The sequence below is a fragment of the Hydrocarboniphaga sp. genome, from assembly GCF_028291725.1.
Taxonomy (GTDB): Bacteria; Pseudomonadota; Gammaproteobacteria; order Nevskiales; family Nevskiaceae; genus Hydrocarboniphaga.
Map to the genome: position 1 here is coordinate 1 of NZ_JAQGNT010000009.1, position 17689 is coordinate 17689.

Annotated in this window: 15 protein-coding genes and 1 pseudogene; 5 read left to right on the forward strand and 11 right to left on the reverse strand. The window is 64.4% G+C overall.

The features are described 5' to 3' along the window. From JWQ90_RS02230 to JWQ90_RS02240, 3 genes are all read right to left on the reverse strand, one after another. On the reverse strand, positions 1 to 383 hold a 383-nt coding region (locus JWQ90_RS02230), incomplete at its 3' end, for an AAA family ATPase (protein ID WP_299688701.1). Between the two features lie 87 nt (positions 384 to 470). Continuing rightward, the gene (locus tag JWQ90_RS02235) at positions 471 to 1046 is read right to left on the reverse strand and encodes a dual specificity protein phosphatase family protein (RefSeq protein ID WP_299688704.1); all 576 of its coding nucleotides are present in this window, start codon (positions 1044 to 1046) and stop codon (positions 471 to 473) included. Positions 1047 to 2240: 1194 nt separating this feature from the next. Continuing rightward, on the reverse strand, positions 2241 to 3287 hold the full coding sequence (locus tag JWQ90_RS02240; RefSeq protein ID WP_299688707.1) for an NAD-dependent epimerase/dehydratase family protein: 1047 nt from the start codon (positions 3285 to 3287) through the stop codon (positions 2241 to 2243). Between the two features lie 96 nt (positions 3288 to 3383). Between JWQ90_RS02240 and JWQ90_RS02245 the strand changes: the two genes are divergently transcribed. The 5 genes from JWQ90_RS02245 (at position 3384) to JWQ90_RS02265 (ending at position 10352) form a co-directional block, all read left to right on the forward strand. Next, positions 3384 to 5330, forward strand: a complete 1947-nt coding sequence (locus JWQ90_RS02245; protein WP_299688710.1) for a pyrroloquinoline quinone-dependent dehydrogenase — start codon at positions 3384 to 3386, stop codon at positions 5328 to 5330. A 104-nt stretch (positions 5331 to 5434) separates the two neighbouring features. Next, complete coding sequence (locus tag JWQ90_RS02250) at positions 5435 to 6181, forward strand: carbon monoxide dehydrogenase subunit G (protein WP_299688713.1); 747 nt, start codon at positions 5435 to 5437, stop codon at positions 6179 to 6181. Further along, positions 6178 to 7044, forward strand: a complete 867-nt coding sequence (locus JWQ90_RS02255) for a xanthine dehydrogenase family protein subunit M (protein ID WP_299688716.1) — start codon at positions 6178 to 6180, stop codon at positions 7042 to 7044. Before JWQ90_RS02250 ends, JWQ90_RS02255 begins: the two co-directional genes overlap by 4 nt. 93 nt (positions 7045 to 7137) lie before the next feature. Continuing rightward, positions 7138 to 7611: a (2Fe-2S)-binding protein gene (locus JWQ90_RS02260; protein ID WP_299688719.1), complete on the forward strand. Its 474-nt coding sequence runs from the start codon at positions 7138 to 7140 to the stop codon at positions 7609 to 7611. Continuing rightward, entirely contained in the window at positions 7608 to 10352 is a 2745-nt protein-coding gene (locus tag JWQ90_RS02265; protein ID WP_299688722.1) for a xanthine dehydrogenase family protein molybdopterin-binding subunit, read from the forward strand. Before JWQ90_RS02260 ends, JWQ90_RS02265 begins: the two co-directional genes overlap by 4 nt. 146 nt (positions 10353 to 10498) lie before the next feature. Here JWQ90_RS02265 and JWQ90_RS29080 read toward each other — a convergent pair. The 8 genes and pseudogenes from JWQ90_RS29080 to JWQ90_RS02310 form a co-directional block, all read right to left on the reverse strand. Next, positions 10499 to 10871: pseudogene (locus JWQ90_RS29080) on the reverse strand (hypothetical protein); the annotation flags it as partial. A gap of 64 nt (positions 10872 to 10935) precedes the next feature. Continuing rightward, positions 10936 to 11112 carry a hypothetical protein gene (locus JWQ90_RS02280; RefSeq protein ID WP_299688728.1) on the reverse strand — a complete coding sequence of 59 codons (177 nt, stop codon included), beginning with the start codon at positions 11110 to 11112 and terminating at the stop codon, positions 10936 to 10938. 27 nt (positions 11113 to 11139) lie between these two features. Next, entirely contained in the window at positions 11140 to 11994 is an 855-nt protein-coding gene (locus JWQ90_RS02285; protein WP_299688731.1) for an oxidoreductase, read from the reverse strand. 112 nt (positions 11995 to 12106) lie between these two features. Continuing rightward, positions 12107 to 12688, reverse strand: a complete 582-nt coding sequence (locus tag JWQ90_RS02290) for a TetR/AcrR family transcriptional regulator (protein ID WP_299688734.1) — start codon at positions 12686 to 12688, stop codon at positions 12107 to 12109. A gap of 133 nt (positions 12689 to 12821) precedes the next feature. After that, positions 12822 to 14006 (reverse strand): enoyl-CoA hydratase/isomerase family protein, encoded by a 1185-nt coding sequence (locus tag JWQ90_RS02295; protein ID WP_299688737.1) that lies wholly within the window; start codon positions 14004 to 14006, stop codon positions 12822 to 12824. A 13-nt stretch (positions 14007 to 14019) separates the two neighbouring features. Further along, complete coding sequence (locus tag JWQ90_RS02300) at positions 14020 to 14829, reverse strand: metalloregulator ArsR/SmtB family transcription factor (protein ID WP_299688740.1); 810 nt, start codon at positions 14827 to 14829, stop codon at positions 14020 to 14022. Positions 14830 to 14839: 10 nt separating this feature from the next. Beyond that, positions 14840 to 16234 carry an acyl-CoA reductase gene (locus JWQ90_RS02305; protein WP_299688743.1) on the reverse strand — a complete coding sequence of 465 codons (1395 nt, stop codon included), beginning with the start codon at positions 16232 to 16234 and terminating at the stop codon, positions 14840 to 14842. Then, complete coding sequence (locus tag JWQ90_RS02310; RefSeq protein ID WP_299688747.1) at positions 16231 to 17586, reverse strand: hypothetical protein; 1356 nt, start codon at positions 17584 to 17586, stop codon at positions 16231 to 16233. The genes JWQ90_RS02305 and JWQ90_RS02310 overlap by 4 nt, the downstream gene beginning before the upstream one ends. Positions 17587 to 17689: the final 103 nt, after the last annotated feature.

Below are 17689 nucleotides of genomic sequence, written 5' to 3' on the forward strand. Positions count from 1 at the left end.
CCGTACTCGCCGAGGTAGCCCACTTCGTCCATGTAGGTCGCGACGTTGTAGAAACTTTCTGCGCGGAGGAAGTAGCCGTCGCGTGGCTGGGCAGGCCCTCTGACGAGAGCAAGGTACTCGTGCAGCGGTGAGATGTCGCCGGCGGATTCCAGTTGGACGTTCTTTGTCCCTCCCTGGGCGCCGAACCCTAGAGCCAGCGCAAGGGCCTCGATCAGCGTGGATTTCCCCGAGCCGTTCTCGCCGACGAGGAATGTCACATCGCGATGGAACGTCAGCCGATCAAGTGCACGGACGGCCGGAATCGAGAACGGATACCGATCATAGCTCTCGACCCTATCTCTTTTTAGGGACGCCTGAATCAGGAAAGGCTTCTCGTACTTCATTGCTCCGTCACCCTTCTGTCCGGTCTTTCACTCATGGAACGCGGCAATTGCCTCTTCCTGGACCCGAGTCTCGACGGCGCGAGGTAATCAGATCTCCCGTACCTTGGCGATCGCGTTATCGGTCGTGAAGCCGCGACTCTTGAGCCAGCACGAAGCCACCGTGCCAGCGCGCCCGATGCCGCCGACGCAATGTATGACCACGTTACGCTTCTGCTCAAAGCGCTCCCGGATACATGCGACGGACTCGTGAAGTTCGGTGGCGCTCGGCGATCTGCCATCGAGCGTGGGAGTGTGTAGAACATCAATGCCACGAGCGCGATAGGCGTCAAGCAATCCTTCCACTCCATACCGCGCAAACTCGTCGCGTGCCAGCAGGCAGATCACGGAGGTCACGCTTGACGCCCGGAGCGCGTCGAGACTCTCCTCGAGAATCCGCCCGACATTCTTGCGCCCCGGAAGCCAGGTCAGGCCGACCCGTGCATCACCGGCCGCCATTGTCAGCAGCCAATCAATGCGAAGCCCGACGGAAGCCGGGATCTTCCGCCGGAACTGTGCTGCCGCAGCCGACGCGGCAAAGAGTGCCCAGCGCTTCTGTAGCGGATTCGCTTCTTCGAACAACAGGGTGTGGACCGCGTATCGGACCTGCCCGATCAGCAACTGCATCGGATCACGATCTGCGCTCACCAGAGCCGGGTAGTAGCTCCGCAACATCCGGACGGCGGCATACGCCCGCTGGATCTTCGGCGACTTAAACTCCTTCTCGCCTCCTTCGGGAAGGCCAGCCGCCAAGTCCTCGACGAGCAGCAGCCGGTCCGTCAGTGCGAGGGCGTCCTCGAACTCCTCGTCGGTTCAATCCCCCCTCATGGAGCACCTGGGGGTGCATGAGGTCCTACAGAGGTCCAGCCTCCGGGATGTGGAAATCCATACCCCAGCAGCGCTGATGATCGCGGATTTACTCGGGCTTGTTGAGCGTCCCCTCGAGCGAGAACACTTGGCCATAAGTTGGTGGAGCGATGTATCCGAACTAGTCAGCATGCAGCAAATCGCCTGTGCGATTTCCGATTGGAAGGCCTGCGTTGCTCTAGAATCGGAGGACCATCCAGTAGTAAGCCCCAAGGCCACTGCGAGACGGCTGTTCTTCGAGCCGATTGGTCGGGAATGGCTGAGGTTGGGCCCACAATCAGTCAAGCTCGTGCAGAAATCTACGCTTCGATGGATAAATAAGCATGATGGTGAGTGGCTCCGTCAAATTCGCAAGGCACTTACGAGAAGCACCAGCTCGATGTTGCCCCTCGATGACGTGCTCGCGGCTCGGGTGGAAATCGAAGTCGAGCGGCAGCGACTCCGGCTATCTCGTTTTCGCTTGACTGCTTACTCGATCCTTACCCGCATACACGTTCAGGGCGGAAACTACGCCGCCGGTCTGCATCGATTGCCGAAGACCGCCCTAGCACTAGACCGGATGTGTGAGAGCAAAGACGAACATGAGCGTTTCACCTCCGAGGTCCACCGTCTTTCGCGCGCTAGGTATGCGCATGAGCCGGCGCGCCTTCAGGTCCTGTCGGTGCTAGAGAGAACTGCTGGGCGGGCTTTCATATGGCAGGGATGGCCGGCCTGGCTTAGTTCATACCGGCGCGCTAGACATGTATCTTGAGGGTGGTAATCCGGCAGGTGACGCAGTTAAGAAAGCGGCGCGACGAAACATATTCAGAAAACCTTCATATATTCAATCTTGTAACGGGTTCATCTGGGATAATCCGACACTAGGCGTCAATACCCACCTCTGTTTGTAACGGTTTCAATTGCGTAATTGCCAGCAGCTAACTCGTTGTTAATGCAGCCAGTCCTGTAACGGATTCAATTGGGGGCTGACAACCGTAGCCATAAGCAATATCGCCGCTTACGGATGATCTGCCTCTGCGCGAACCACGCGGCGGCGTCCCGGATCGTCTCGGTGATCGGACGCGGGTTCCAATGCAGTTCCCGGCGCGCTTTGCCGTTGTCCATTTCCCTGAATGCATTCGACAGAAATACCGCGTCGGTGCTGACCAGGTAGTCCTTGCGCCCCAGCAGTTTGAAGATGCGCTCGACGATCCACGCCAAGGCCGCGGCCACCGGTAGCGGGATCAGCTTGAGTGGCGGATGACCACCCTGGGCCGCTGCCATCGCGCAGAACTCGCGGTTGTGTATGTACTCGTTGGCGATGATGTAGCGCTCGCCCGCTCTGCCATGTATTTCAGCCAGCAGGGCTGCTTGCGCCGCGTCACGTATGTCGACGGTCGGCGCCGCCGCATCCAGGGTGAACCGCATCCTGCCTGCTGCTATGTCCGACAGCATTTTTCCGTGCGGCGTCGGCTGGTAATCCTCGGGGCCATAGGTATTGGCCACACACAGCGCAACGCCGGGCAGGCCTTTTTCGCGACAATAATTCAGGAAGCGGGTCTCTGCTTCGAGGCGCGCCAGGATGTAAGGCGATGCGCGATCACGCCAATTGAACTCGATCTCTTCGGTAACCGGTCCGTTGGGGTTGAAGCCGAGTGTGCCCATGCTGCTGGTAAAGATGAACCGTTCGATACCGGTCTCCAGCGCGGCATCCATCGCATTGACCAAGCCCTCGACGTTGTTGCGATAGATCGGCGTGACATCAGTCAGCCAGAACCGGGGATCGACCACGCTATAGAAAACGCTACCACAGCCCTGCATCGCTGCGCGCAGCGAGGCCGGGTCTAGAACGTCGCCCAGAACGATCTCTACATCGAGGCCTTTCAAGGCTTCGGTATTGCTGGTTTTGCGCAGCAGGACCCTCACCTTGCGTCCCTGCTTCACCAGGAGTCTGGTCGTATGGCTACCGACGAAGCCGCTCGCTCCTGCGACCAGTACGGGCTTCTGTAATGAACGGCTCATGGGTTCCCTGGAGGCATCACAAGTCTTGACGAACACCGTCATTGCCCGCGATATTAGTGTCATAACTATGACATAGATTTTTGGAGGGGATTACTCGTGAGCGTCGACCTGGTCGTCAAGCTGCTTCGCTGTACAACATTGTTGGCTCTGATGGGTGGCGCTCCGTCGGCTTCGGCCGCAGACCCGGACGTCCACCAGCTCGGCATCAAATACTCGCCGCTGTCGCAGATCAACGCCGGCAATGTGGCGAAGCTCGAACGCGCCTGGGAATTCCACACCGGCGAAGTGCCGCCGAAGGACACCCAGAACGCGCTGATCGCTTTCGAAGACCAGCCTAGCCTGATCGAAGGCAACCTGGTGATCTGCACCACGTCCCGGCGCGTCATCGCACTGGACCCGCAGACCGGCAAGCAGCGCTGGGTGTTCGATCCCAAGGATCCGAAAGTCGGCACGCAGAAATGCCGCGGCATCACCCACTGGGTGGACGACCTGGCGGCGGACGGCGCGCACTGCAAGTCACGCATCTTCCTGGGCACCGCCGACTACCGGCTGATGTCCTTCGATGCGCGTGACGGCAAGCGCTGTGAAGCCTTCGGTGACAACGGCCAGGTGCAGATGCAGGCGAGCAAGCCACAGCTGTTCCCTGGCGAGGTCGTGGCCGGCTCCAAACCCGCGGTGGTCAACGGCGTGGTCGTCGTGGGGTCGGCAGTAGCCGACAACCAGCGCGTCGACGCGCCGAGCGGCCGTGTGCTGGCCTTCGATGCGCGCAGCGGCAAGCCGCTGTGGCAGTTCGATCCGCTGCCGCGCGACCCGGCCGACCCGGCCGCCAAGACCTGGGCCCGCGGTACGGCCGAAGGCTTCGGCGCCGGTAACGTCTGGGCCAACATGGCCGTCGACCAGGCGCTGGACCTGGTGTATCTGCCGACCACCAGCCCGTCCGGCGATTTCTTCGGCGGCGACCGCGCCGGCGACAACCGCTACTCCTCGTCGATCGTCGCGCTCAAGGGCTCGACCGGCCAGGTGGCCTGGCACTTCCAATTCGTGCACCACAACGTGTTCGACTACGACACGCCCTCCGAGCCGCTGCTGATCGACTGGCCCAAGCCCGATGGCACGACGGTGCCGGCGCTGGTGCAGAACAACAAAACCGGCCTGATCTTCGCCTTCAACCGCGCCACCGGCGAGCCCCTGATCCCGATCCGCGAACGGCCGGTTCCGCAGCAGGCGGTCGCTGGCGAACACCTGTCGCCGACCCAGCCTTTCCCCGAAGGCATGCCGACGCTGGCGCCACAGAGCTTTTCGCCCGACGACGCCTGGGGCTTCACCTTCATCGACAAGTGGCTTTGCAGCCGCAAGGTCGAGGACCTGAATTACGGCCCGATCTTCTCAGCGCCGAGTCTCAAGGGCACGGTGTTTTCGCCCTCGGTTGGCGGCGGCCCCAACTGGGGTGGCGGCGCCTACGATCCGGCCACGGGCATCATGGTGGTGCCGTCGAATCGCGTGCCGACCATCGTCAAGCTGATTCCGGTCGCAGACATCAAGATCGACAAGGCGCAGAAGATCGAGATGGGCGGGCCGATGAACTTCGCCGCCGCCGGCTCGCCGTTCGTGTACCAGATCCAGCCGCTGCTCTCGCCGCTCGGCTCGCCCTGCTCCAGGCCGCCATGGGCCGCACTGACGGCGGTGAATCTCGCGACTAAAAAGATCGTCTGGGAAGTGCCGCTGGGCAGCATCGAGAAACTGCTGCCGGTGAAGCCGCCATGGGACATGGATCTGGACCTGGGTACGCCCGGCGCTGGCGGCCCGCTGGTCACGGCCGGTGGCCTGGTATTCATCGGCTACACCTTGGACGATTCGATGCGAGCCTTCGATCTCAAAACCGGCAAGCTGCTGTGGAAAACCGATTTGCCCGCGGCCGGCACGGCGGTTCCGGTGACTTACGAGGCGGCTGGAACACAGTACGTCGTGATCGCGGCGGGTGGGCATAGCATGTATGGCTCGACCCTGGGCGATTCGGTCGTCGCCTACAAGCTCAGACACTGAGTAGGTTGGGGTGAGCGCAGCGAACCCCAACATCGGTGCGGATACCTGTCGGGGTTCACTGCGCTCACCCCAACCTACACGTTCGGTCTAAAGAGACTCATTCCATGCAGATGACAGGACAGCAGCGGATTTCGGCAACCCGGCAACAGGTCTGGGACGGGCTCTACGATCCGGACGTCCTCAAGCGTTGCATTCCCGGCTGCCAGACGGTGACCAAGGAATCCGAGGAGCGCATGCGCGCTGCGGCCGAAATCAAGATCGGCCCGATCGGCGCGCGCTTCAACGGTACCGTGACGCTGTCGGACATCGATCCGCTGAACAGTTACACGCTGACCATCGAAGCCCAGGGTGGCACGGTCGGTTTCGTCAAGAGCATCGCCAAGGTGCGGCTCACTGAGGACAACGGCGCCACCCTGCTCGCTTACGAAGTCGACGCGCAGATCGGCGGCCGCCTGGCACAGCTTGGTGGCGCGATCATGGACGCCACCGCCAAGCAGATGGCGAACCGCTTCTTCCAGCAGTTCGGCTCCATCGTCGGCAAGCCCGCGCAGGCGGCCGCAGCCCAGACTGCCGCAGGCGCAGCGGTCGCCGCAGGCCCTTCTTATGCCGCACCCGCCTCGCGCGGCACACCGGTCACCTGGATGCTGACCCTGGTCGTCGCCGCGCTGGTCGGCTACCTGGTCGGTCATGCCAAGGGCGGCGGCGACTCCGAATGGATGGGCCTTGCGATCGGCTTCCTGGTCGTCATCGTCGCCGCAGCCGGCTTCGAGTTCGGCCGGCGCGCGGCGGCGCCACTGGTAACGCTCGATGCCTCGCTGCTCGCGCGCCTGCTCGACGAGGCCAAGCGGTGAAACCGGCGCCGTTCGATTACCTGGTTCCGTCGACGATAGAAGAAGCCTGCGCGCAGCTCGCCGAGGCCGGCGGCGGCGCCACGCTGCTCGCCGGCGGCCAGACGCTAATGCCGCTGCTGGCACTGCGCATGAGCCAGCCCTTCATCCTGATCGACATCAACCGGATCAAAGCGCTCAAGGGCGCGACGCGCGTCGACGGCGGCACGCGCATCGGCCCGATGATGCGCCAGAACGAAGTGATCGCCGATCCGACGCTGGCGCGGGAGCTGCCGGTGCTGGTCACCGCGGCTCAGCATGTCGGCCATCACCAGACGCGCAATCGCGGCACCATCGGCGGCTCGATCGCACTGGGTGAGCCGGCCGCCGAACTGCCGGCGACCGCGGTTGCGCTTGGTGCCTCGGTGGAAGTGCGCTCGACGCGCGGCAGCCGCCGCATCGCAGCGACGGATCTATATCTCGGCCCGTATGCCACTGCCCTGGAGCCGGAAGAAATGATCACGGCGATCCACTTTCCCGACTGGCCGGACGACTCGATCTCGCTGTTTCGCGAAGTGGCACAGCGTCCGGGCGACTTCGCGCTGGTCGGCCTGACCGGCGCCGTCACGGTGAAGGACGGTTGCATTGCGCGCGCCGGCATCGCCTGGTTCGGCATGGGCCCGACGCCGATCAGAGCGCGCCAAGTGGAAGCGGCGCTGCTCGGGCAGCCGATCGCCGATCTGGATCTGGCCGGCCTTGCCGAGCTGGCCGTTGCGGATACCGCGCCCTTCGACGATCTGCACGCCACGGCCGAATACCGGCGCACGGTCGGGCGGCGCATTTTCGCGCGCACGCTGGGCGAAAGGCTGAATCGCAATGGCCCGTAGGTCGGCAATCCTTTGCCGACGTGCGCGCTGCGATGCGCAATCGGGGTCTCACGTCGGCAAAGGATTGCCGACCTACATGAGCGGGAAACCTTTATGAGCACGCACCCCATCCAGCTCACCATCAACGGCCGGCGTCACGATGCGACGGTGGAAGGTCGGCTGGTGCTCAGCGATTTCCTGCGCGGTGACGCCGGCTATACCGGCGTGCACGTCGGCTGCGAGCATGGTGTCTGCGGCGCCTGCACTGTGATCGTCGATGGCTTGGCCGTGCGCTCCTGCCTGATGCTGGCCGTGCAGGCCGACGGCGCGGCCATCACCACGGTGGAAGGACTCGCCGCCGATGACGGCACGCTGCATCCGGTACAGCAGACGATGCGCGACGAGCACGGCTTGCAATGCGGTTTCTGCACGCCCGGCATCGTCATGACGCTCGCCGCGCTGACCGGCGGACCGAACAAGGCGAACAGCGAAACGCTGCTCAATGCATTGTCCGGCCACATCTGCCGCTGCACCGGCTACCAGGGCATCCGGCGCGCGGCGCTGAAGCTCGCCGGAGATGCCGCGTGAACGCGCCGCACACGCAGACCGAGGGTTATATCGGCCGACGCATGGCGCGCACCGAAGACACGCGCCTGCTGACCGGCAAGGGTGTCTACGTCGACGATGTCGGCCTGCCCGGCATGCTGCAGGTGGCCTTTCACCGCAGCCCGATCGCGCGCGGCCGCATCAAGACGATCGACCTCTCCGCGGCTCGCGAAATCCCCGGCGTCTATGCGGTGCTGATCGCGTCCGACCTGGCTCGCTACAAGGTCGACATGCTGAGCTTCTTCCTGGCGCTGCCGACCGTGCCGGTACCGGTGCTGGCGGTCGACCGCGTGACCTACGTCGGCGACCCGATCGCGATGGTCGTCGCGCAGGATCGCTACATCGCCGAAGACGCAGCCGGCCTGATCGTCATCGAATACGAAGAACAGGACCCGGTGGTCACGCTGGCCGACGCCAAGCACGGGTCGCTGGTGCATCCGCGCACGGACTCCAACGTCGCGGCCGCCACCGGCTCCGACGAAGTCGACGAGGATCTCGAAGCGCTGCTGGCACACGCGCCGCATCTGGTGAGCATCGATCTGACGCACCAGCGCATCGCGCAGTCGCCGATGGAACCGCGCGGCGTGGTCGCCGCACCGCAGGGCTCGGGCGAGTTGACGGTCTACCTTTCATGCCAGGGCCCGCAGCTCGCGGCGCGCTGGTTCGCGCAGGCCTTCGGCATGCCGGCGACTTCGATCCGCGTGATCTCCAAGGACGTTGGCGGCTCCTTCGGCCTCAAGGGCCAGCCCTGGCGCGAGGAAGTCGCGGTGGTGCTCGCAGCCCAGCTGCTGAAGCGTCCGCTGAAGTGGATCGAGGATCGGCTCGAGAATCTGACGTCCGCCAACCAGGCGCGCGAGCAGGAAATCAGGCTGCGCGTCGCTTTCGACAACGACGGCACCCTGCTCGCCTCGCACGCCGACTACGGCATCAACAACGGCGCCTATCCGCAAGGCGCGGACAGCAACATCGCGGTGATGATGTTCCTGTGGGCCGCGCACAAGCTGCCGGTGTTCGGCTTCCATGCTCGCGGCTGGTACACCAATACGGTCGGCCTCGCCGCCTATCGCGGCCCCTGGGCGCTGGAATCGCTGGCGCGCGAAGTGCTGCTCGACCGCGCCGCGCGCAAGCTGGGCATCGACGCGATCGAGCTGCGGCGCCGCAGCTTGATCACCAGGGCCGACCAGCCCTGCACCACACCGATGGGACTGCAACTCGAAGACATCAGCCCGGCCGAATGTCTCGACGAATTGCTGCGTCACGTCGACGTCGCCGCGTTCCGCGTGGAGCAGGCAGAAGCACGCAAGCAGGGCCGCTATCTGGGCCTGGGCGTCGCCACCTACATCGAGCCCACCGCCGGCAGCACCGGCATCGCGGTGCTGATCAGCGAGTCGGCGCACATCCGCATCGAGCCTACCGGTAAAGTCAGCGCGGTGGTCTCCACGCACTCGCAGGGCCACGGCACGCAGACCACGATGGCGCAGGTGATCGCCGAGCGCCTCGGCGTGCTGTTCGAAGACGTCACCGTGCACGAGGACGACAGCTCGCGCGGCGGCTACGGTTCCGGCGCCTACGGCAGCCGCCAGGCCGTGGCCGGTGGCGGCGCCTGCATCCGCGCGGCCGATCTGCTGGTCGACAAGATCAAGCTCATGGCCGCGCACCTGCTCAATGCAAAGCCCGAAGAAATCTTTCTGCGCGACAGCGTCATCCATGTCTTCGGGGAAAAAGAGCAGACCGTGAGCCTGCGCGATCTCGCCGACATCGCCTATGGCGAACCGGATCGTCTGCCCGAGGGCATGGACGCCGGGCTGGAAGTGCAATACCGCTACCGTCCGCCTCCGATCACGATGACCAGCGCGGCGCATGCCTGCATCGTCGAAGTCGATGGCGATACCGGCTTCGTCAAGATCCGGCGCTGGGTCACCAGCGAAGACTGCGGCGTGATGATCAATCCCGCCGTGGTCGAGGGGCAGATCGCGGGCGGCCTGGCCCAGGCGATCGGCTGCGTGCTGATGGAAGAAATCTCCTACGACCCACGCGGCAATCCCACCGCGGTCACGTACAAGGACTACCTGCTGCCGTCGATCTCGGACGTGCCCGATTTCGAGTACCACCACGGCGCCTCGGCGCCTTCCAAGGCCGAGGGCGGCTTCAGGGGCGTGGGCGAAGGCGGCTGCATTATCGGCCCGCCGACGCTGGTCAACGCCATTGCCGATGCGCTCTCGCCGTTCGGCGACATTCCGCTGCAGCTGCCGCTAACGCCGCACAAACTGCTGGAGGTGATCGAAGGTCGCTCGATGGCGAGGCCGGCGCCGACTCAGCCCAAGGCGTCCACACCCGCCGACGCGCCAAGCGAAAAGCCGATGTCGGTCGCCGAGGCCGTCGTGCACGAGCCTTCATCCGCGCTCACACCGGTACCGGTGGTGGAAACGGCCGGCATCGACGGCCTATGGAAGTTCATCCTGTCCACGCCGATGGGACCGCAGGCCTTCACCGGCAAGCTGGCCACCAGCGGCAACGTCGTCAGCGGCTCGTTCTACTTCAACATGGACGAGGCAAGCTTCACCGGCACCATCAATGGCAACAACCTCAAGTGGGATCTCAAGGTCACCAAGCCGATGTCGATCACGCTCAAGTACGACGTGCAGATCCAGGGCGACAAGCTGGTCGGCAAGGTGAAGATGGGCATCTTCGGCACTGCGAAACTCAGCGGCGAGCGCGTGTAGCGGCGGCGCTGCTACGTTTGATGCGGCATCTTCTTTCACCTGGACAAGCACTTTGCCCTTGGCACGGCCTTGATCGAGATACGCGAGAGCCTCTTTGATCTCGGCGAACCGAAATGCTAGCTCAGCAGACACGACTCAGGATTGATCTAGGCTTTTGCACGCAGGCGCCCTGTCCGGACGGTGCCCCAGCCGCTCTTCATCACCGATTTGAGGAATGCCCACAGTCCGCTCTCATCGGGGCGCGGATTGCCACCGCTGGCTATCCGGCGAAGCTGTAGCGTGTACCAGAAGATTTCCATGACACTCATGCGGTCGATCATCGAGATACCCGTCTTGATAGTCGGATGAATTGAGCTTGATGCCAACCGGGAAGTCGCGACCCACCTGCCTGCGGATTTCGGTGTAAACAGCGAGCACGAAGCGCCGCCGCTTTTCCGGGCTGCCACCCCATTGATCGTTGCGCCGGTTGTGATGCGGCGACAGAAACTGGCTGACCAGGTAACCGTGCGCGCCGTGAAGTCGAATCGGCCATGGTCGATACTCTTAAGGGTGAGGGCAGCGCGCGACTTGGCGCCGCCAGGTCTCAGGCTTTCGCAAGCTTTTCCTGAACGGTTGAAAGGCGCTCCACTTCGGCTTCAAGTCGCCTGATTCGCTTTTCCAGCCGCTCTGCATCGGACTCACCCACCGCTTCGACGGCGAGCGCCAGCCTCGTCCAGAAGCCGGGGACGGTCCTTGGCGGATTCGCGTGCATGTTGTTCATTGGGGGCAACTCGTGGTCGTGATCGAGCTACTTGGCGGCCGCCGAAGACCGAACCGGCGATGCTGTCAGCGTGTCGAGCTGGAAATCTTTTCGAATGCCGGCGTCGAGCAGAGCGGCCGGCGCAAACCGGCGCAGAAACCGCAGCCGGCCAGCGAGGCCGCCGGCGGTATATCGCAGCTTAGGGTGCGCCGCGTTGGCCGCCTGCAGAACCACATCCGCGACGACACTGGGTGCGTCGCCCTTTGTGATGGCGCCTTGCATCAACTGGCTCATGGCGGCGCGGTTCTCGCGGTATTCATCGAGCTTGGCGTCAGGCTCCATCAGGTTCGCGTCGAATGCCGTCTTTGTGAAGGCCGGCTCGATGACGGAGACCCGGATGCCTCGGGTCCGCAGCTCGTGGTCGAGCGACTCCGAATAGCCTTCGACGGCATGTTTGGTGGCGGAGTACAGCGCGCCGTACGGCATGGGCAATAAGCCCAGCACCGAACCGATGTTGATGATGCGACCACTGCCCTGCTGTCGCATGTGCGGGACAACGGCGCGAGTCATCCGGACAATGCCGAAGAAGTTGGTTTCGAAGATCGTCCGTGCCTGCGCAATCGAGCTTTCTTCTGCGCCGGCTGGGGCGACGCCGAAGCCGGCGTTGTTCACCAGCAGATCGATGCGGCCTTCCAGCCGCAGCAACTCGTTGACGGCTGCGGCAACCGATTCGTCGCTGGTCACGTCGAGAGGCAACATCTCAAACGATTGTGGACCTTGTTGCGCACCGCGCCGGCTGGTGCCATACACCTTGTAGCCCGCTGCGGAGAGCCGCTCTGCCGTCGCCTTGCCGATGCCGGATGAAGCGCCCGTCACGAGCGCGATGGATTTCTTGGGGGTCATGGGAATGCCTTCCTGTCAGTGGCGGTACACGGGGTTGTTGGATAGAGGGGTAAATTTATGATGAACATCATATTTCTATTCGTGCGAAAAGCAGGCGCGGACATGACTGCGCTCAGGTGCCAGTGGAGTTGAAGTGCTTCAAGGTCGACGCCAACAGGGCATCGGAAAGCTTGGGGTCGTCTACCGCGCGTGCCAGTACCAAAGTGCCGACCATTGCGGACACGAGAACGAGCGCCTGTTCGTGCGCTCCGGCCTGCCCCCAATTGGGCAAGTGGCGCGTCACGACGTCGATCATCTCCTTGATGCGGAGCGTGGCGGCGCGCCGCACCTCGGGCGCCTGGCGCGGCATCTCCGAACCCAGGGCGACAACTGGGCAGCCATTTTCCGCGGAGTTAACGTGCTCTTTGGAGAGGTAGGCCCGCATCATCCGCTGCAAGGCCTGATCCGGCGGGGCTGCCGCAGCGACGCGCGCTGAAGCGGCCACGGCGTCGGCGCCGGCACGGTCCGCCGCCTCGGCCAGCATCGCCTCACGCGATGGAAAGTGGGCATAGAAGCCGCCATGCGTAAGGCCGACCTCCTTCATGATGTCGGCCACGCTGGTGCCGTCATAGCCGCTGCGCCGGATGGCGCGGGCCGCGGCATCGACGATGCGCTCGTGCGTTGCTTCCTTGGAACTGGCGGTGGTTCTTGCCATATGATGAACATCATAATTAATTCCGCGAAGAAAGCAAGCCCCCACGCATGAATCGATATTTTGGTAAGGCCTGCTAACGTGATTTTTTCGCCGTAGGTCAGATGACCCGTGCTGCGCTTGGCGTAGCCGCCCGTCAACGGCCGGCCCACATCGGCCCGCCGCGATGCGCCGGAAACCCGAGCTGATCCACCGCCACCAGATCGATTTCTGCGGCGGAAATCGCAGCACCTTCGTTCAGCAGCATCGTTCCCGCTCGGTGCAGCGCCGCCAGAACATGGCGCTCGGTCGTCTCGCATGAATCCGTTTCGGGCGTCACCGGCTTGCCAAGTTGTTGTGTCGGTGGATGCAACGTCCATCCGAGTCGGCTCAGGCAGGCGTCGTCAGGGCTGAGTTGCGCAAGCACCTGTTGCAGAGCTTCTTTCAGCCTTTGGCTCAACAGGCCGGCCCGGGTCGCGAAACCGGTTTTCTTTGCGGCTCTACGCGCCGTGAACAGATAGCCCAGAGCCGCTCGCTGCGGGCTGTGCTGACAAGCGACGTAGCCACGTCGTTCGATGTGCCGGCCGTTGTCGCCGAGGCAGCCCGCCTCGACCGCGTCGATCGCCAGCCAAGGGGCCAGCTGTCCGCTCCACTGCTCGCGATGCCGATTCCGGAAGTCTTCGAACCAGGCTGCATCGATCGGGCCGATCCGGTCGCGCCGATCCATCACGCTGATCAGTGCGAGTTGCTTGGCGACGGCGTGGCCGGCAAATTCGACCGCCGCCGATTCGGCGTCATCCGCCACCAGCCGATCGACCAGGCCCGCGTCTCGCGCCTCGGTCGCGCCGACCTGACGTCCGGAGGTGATCCACTCCAGTGCCAGCGCCGCGCCGACCAGCCGCGGCAGCCGCTGCGTTCCACCGGCGCCCGGGATCACACCGAGCGTGACTTCGGGCAGACCCAGCTTCACGGAGGCATCGGCGACGCGCCAGTGACAAGCCAGCGCCAGTTCCAGGCCGCCGCCCAGGGCAACGCCTTTGAGCGCCGCGATGATCGGTTTGCGCGCGGCTTGAATCACGTCGATGGCGTCGAGCAGGCTCGGCTGGTTCAGGGATGTGTCGCCGAGTTCGCGCACGTCCCCGCCGGCACTGAAGTGCGGCCCCGTCCCGCCGATCACGATCGCCGCAATCAGTGGATCGTCCACGGCGTTCCGAAGTGCGGTGAGCAGATCGCGGCGCACCGCCTGTGCCGTCGCGTTGACTGGCGGATGGTCGATGGCCAGCACGGCGACACTGCCGGCCTTGCGCACCTGGATCATCGGGCCGATGGTCGAGCCGCTCATCGAACGATGCGTCTCATCGGATCACATACGGCGGCGGCCGTCGGCCGTGCAGGCGATTGATCTGCTCCAGCAGGCGTCCCAGCAGCTTGAGCAATTGCTGCCGCTCGCCGGCATCCAGGCCCTGCAGCGCGTAATACTCGGCGGGCTGATGGTGGGCGACCAGCTCGCGCAGTGTATCCAGGCCTTTGGGCGTCAATCGCAGCAACACGCTGCGGCCGTCGTCGGGCGAGGCCTTGCGTTGCAACAGGCCCATGGCCGCGAGCTTCGACAGCCGCTTGGTCATGCCGGGCAGCGTGATCCAGAAAGTCCGCGACAGCTGCGTCGGCGTGCTCTCGTAGGGCGGCCCCAGGCGGCGCAGCGCGCCCAGCAGGGTCACGTCGCTGAAACCGAGCCCGAGCTGCGCTGCGACTTCCTCGTTGGAAGTGAACATGTACTGGCCGATCTGCGTGAAGTACATCAGCAGCGCCAGAATGCCGTGATCGATATGCGGCGCCTCGGCCTCCCACTTGGTCAGTTCATTGGCGATGGGATCATCGACGCTTGCGGGCCTTGTATCGGTTCTGATGCCGGCGGGATTGCGCGCATAGGAACTCAGCGCATCGAGGCCTTCACGACGCACGCGATACAGGCGCCGCCGCCCCTGTGCTTCCACCTCGACCAAGCCGGCGCCGAGCAATTGCTTCAGATGCTGCGACACCGCGGCGCGCGTCACCGGCAAGCGCGCCGCCAGTTCGCCGACCGATCCAGGCTCGCGCGCCAGGGTTTCGAACAGGCTGCGGCGCGTCGGATCGGCCAGAGCGGCAAACAGCGCGTCGATCCTCATGCTGCGCCTCTCAACCCTCGTCGTTGACCCAGCGCACGAAGCGATGCATCGGCATGAAGCCATCATGAGGCAAGCCGGATTCGACCGCGCCGGCCGAGCCCAGATTGACGATGCGCTGCACACCCATCGCCGCCAGTGCGTTGCGCAGCTCGGCCTTGCGTGACGGCGGATAGACACCGACGGTCTGCGTCGCGACATTGGCATGGCGCACGCCATCGCTGAGCGTGCCGACCGGCAATACGTTGACCACGCGGTTGTCGGGATGGAATTCGACCGGATCTTCCGAGCGGATCACCACGCCCTGGCCACGATAGTCGCCCCAGATCCGGTAATAGTCTTGCATGTCGCGCAGGCCGTCGATCTCCTCGCGCAGATTCTGCGGCAGCGGCCGGCCGGCCGCGGTCGCCATCGGCCGCTCGACGCCCATGCGCTGCTGCAGCAGCGCGCAATAGCGATCGACCTGCTCGGTCGTGCCCTCCACGAACTGGAAGCGGCTCGACACGCAGGCCTGCTGCTCGACCATCGTCGAATCGGCGGCGGCCAGATCGGCAACCTGCGCCAGCGTTTCGTCGGATTCGAAAGCCTCGCGGCCGATCAGCGAGATCGAGGTCTTGGGATCGAACGCCACCAGCTCGAAGCCCGGGCCGATGTATTTCTGCGCATTCATGATCGTGCTGCCGCCGCCCCAGGCGACGAGCTTGTCGAAGAACTGCGGCCGGAACAGCATGCTCTCGACCTTCTCGTCGCCGCCGCGCCAGTACGCGGCCGAGAACGAGCGCGCCAACGGATGGCCGGGCGCAACCGCGGCGAGCGCGCGCAACAACGCGGTCGCGGTGAACAGGTCGTTCGACGGAATCTTGATCAGATGCACGCCCTTGATCAGCGCACCGCGCAGGATCGTCATCGCCGCCACACCCGGCGAATTGCCGGCGATCACGTGCACCAGCCGCGGCGGAAACGCGCGGATGCGGTGGCGACGTCCGCTGGTCGCGTCGCTGATTTCGCGCCAGCCATCGACGACGTCGGCGCCGCCGAGTTCGGCACGCACCTGGAACTCCATGCTCGGGCGATTGAAGATTTTCGGCAGCCCGGCATACGAGCGCTCGAGAATCGCCGCCGGCAGCAGGCTGGTGCGGATCGAGTAGTCCAGGGCCTGTGCGATCAGGCCCTCGGGATCGGCCGCGATCCACTGCCCCATCGCCACCATCACGTCCATGATCTCGGCCAGCGGCGTCTCGAACGCAGGGCCCGGCTCGTTGCGTGGCCAGACCAGCGCGTTCAGATCCAGCCTGGGCGTCGAGAAGCGCGCATGGGCCGGGCCGAACTCATGATCGGCGCCGACCACGACCTGGCCCTTGACGACATGGCACAGCGGAACCGCTGCAATTTGGATGGGGGCGTTCATGCGTTCACGGCTCCGCGGATGTAGGCGTCGATGGTGCCGGCGCAACCGATATGGTCGTCCTGTCCCGGCCGGGTATAGCGTCCGATGGTGTCGAGCAGGGTCGGGCCGTGGCGGCCGCAGGCACAGCGCTCGGAGAAGTCGATGGCCACCTTGTCGCCAGTGATCAATCCGCCCCAGCGGCCTTCATACAGCAGGTCGAGAAACGCGAAGCGCGCTTCGATCGGCTGGCCGCCGGCGTCTTCCGGCTTCACTCGTTTTTCTCCGCTGGCATCCAGCGGCAGTGCGATCAGGCCGGGCGCAATGTGATAGCGGCCGGCCTCGCAGCGCGGCAGTGTCTGCGCCATTTCGGTCATGCCGTAGGCGGCGAAGCGGATCACCTTGCCGTAGAAGCGCTCGACCTGCTGCTGATAATCCGCGGGCAGCGCCACGCCCTTGATGCCGCCGCCGGCGCTGATCACGCTTTGCGGATGGAACTCGCCGTCACCGACGCCGAGTTCGCGGGCACGCTCGATGATCATCATGTGCTGCGACCACAGGCCGGTCAGGAAGATCGGCTCGTGGCGGCGCTCCAGAATGCGGTCGGTAAGCTTCAGCAGGCCGGCGCGCATGCGCTGGCTCTTTTGCAGGCTCTTCAGTTCGAACGCCGCGATCTCATCCGGTGTCGCGCTGCCCTTGGCCATCTTGTTGCGCATCGCCGCCATCTCGCTCAACTCGGATATCAGCAGCGGCTCATCGGACAGTGCATAGGTGTCACCTGCCCTGCCCCAGTTCTTCGCGTTGGCGATCGCTGCTTCCACCGAACTCTGGCGACCCTTGATCGGCCCGAGCCAGAACACCGGCCGGTCGCTGCTGGCGCGCGCGAACGGCCAGGCGACGGTATGGCGCGCATGCCGCGCCTTCATCTCGCGATCACCCATCGTGTGATTCAGGAACGAGCACTTGCCGGTGGTGCCGCTGGTGGCGATCACCGCATGCCCGGCATCCCACAGGCGCTCCAGCCAGTCGTCGACGTTGCGCACGCCCGCCACGTCGACACCGCTGACGTCGGCGACCGACAGTGTGTTGAGCCATTGCAGCATGCGGTCCCAGCGGCCCTGCTCGAAGAATGAGGCCGGATAGGATTTGTAGACGGTATGCGCGAACAGCAGCGGCACCAGATCGTCGAACGAGCGGATCGCGCTGATACCGGCATCTTCGGCGCGCTTGGCGACCAGCGGAATCTGCTCGCGGCGCTGCGCAAACAGCTCCTGAGCCGCTTCGAGCTGCAGCGCGCGGATCTCGGCGGCCGGCTGGTCGTAGGCCTGGTCGGGATCCAGGATCAGATCCAGCAACTGGCGTCGGGCATTGCTCACTTGTTCACCTCGCTAGCCTGGGCGTGGCACCGGGTGGGTGCTCTTGAGTAGTAAGCCAAGCTAAATACAAGTATCGGGATAGATCAATTCCGTCCGCGCTTCG

Bases quoted from the DNA above. Each gene is read 5' to 3' on its own strand.
- JWQ90_RS02235 (WP_299688704.1), bottom strand. From the start codon at position 1,046: ATGCAGTTGCTGATCGGGCAGGTCCGATACGCGGTCCACACCCTGTTG.
- JWQ90_RS02240 (WP_299688707.1), bottom strand. From the start codon at position 3,287: ATGAGCCGTTCATTACAGAAGCCCGTACTGGTCGCAGGAGCGAGCGGC.
- JWQ90_RS02250 (WP_299688713.1), top strand. From the start codon at position 5,435: ATGCAGATGACAGGACAGCAGCGGATTTCGGCAACCCGGCAACAGGTC.
- JWQ90_RS02260 (WP_299688719.1), top strand. From the start codon at position 7,138: ATGAGCACGCACCCCATCCAGCTCACCATCAACGGCCGGCGTCACGAT.
- JWQ90_RS02280 (WP_299688728.1), bottom strand. From the start codon at position 11,112: ATGAACAACATGCACGCGAATCCGCCAAGGACCGTCCCCGGCTTCTGG.
- JWQ90_RS02285 (WP_299688731.1), bottom strand. From the start codon at position 11,994: ATGACCCCCAAGAAATCCATCGCGCTCGTGACGGGCGCTTCATCCGGC.
- JWQ90_RS02290 (WP_299688734.1), bottom strand. From the start codon at position 12,688: ATGGCAAGAACCACCGCCAGTTCCAAGGAAGCAACGCACGAGCGCATC.
- JWQ90_RS02295 (WP_299688737.1), bottom strand. From the start codon at position 14,006: ATGAGCGGCTCGACCATCGGCCCGATGATCCAGGTGCGCAAGGCCGGC.
- JWQ90_RS02300 (WP_299688740.1), bottom strand. From the start codon at position 14,829: ATGAGGATCGACGCGCTGTTTGCCGCTCTGGCCGATCCGACGCGCCGC.
- JWQ90_RS02305 (WP_299688743.1), bottom strand. From the start codon at position 16,234: ATGAACGCCCCCATCCAAATTGCAGCGGTTCCGCTGTGCCATGTCGTC.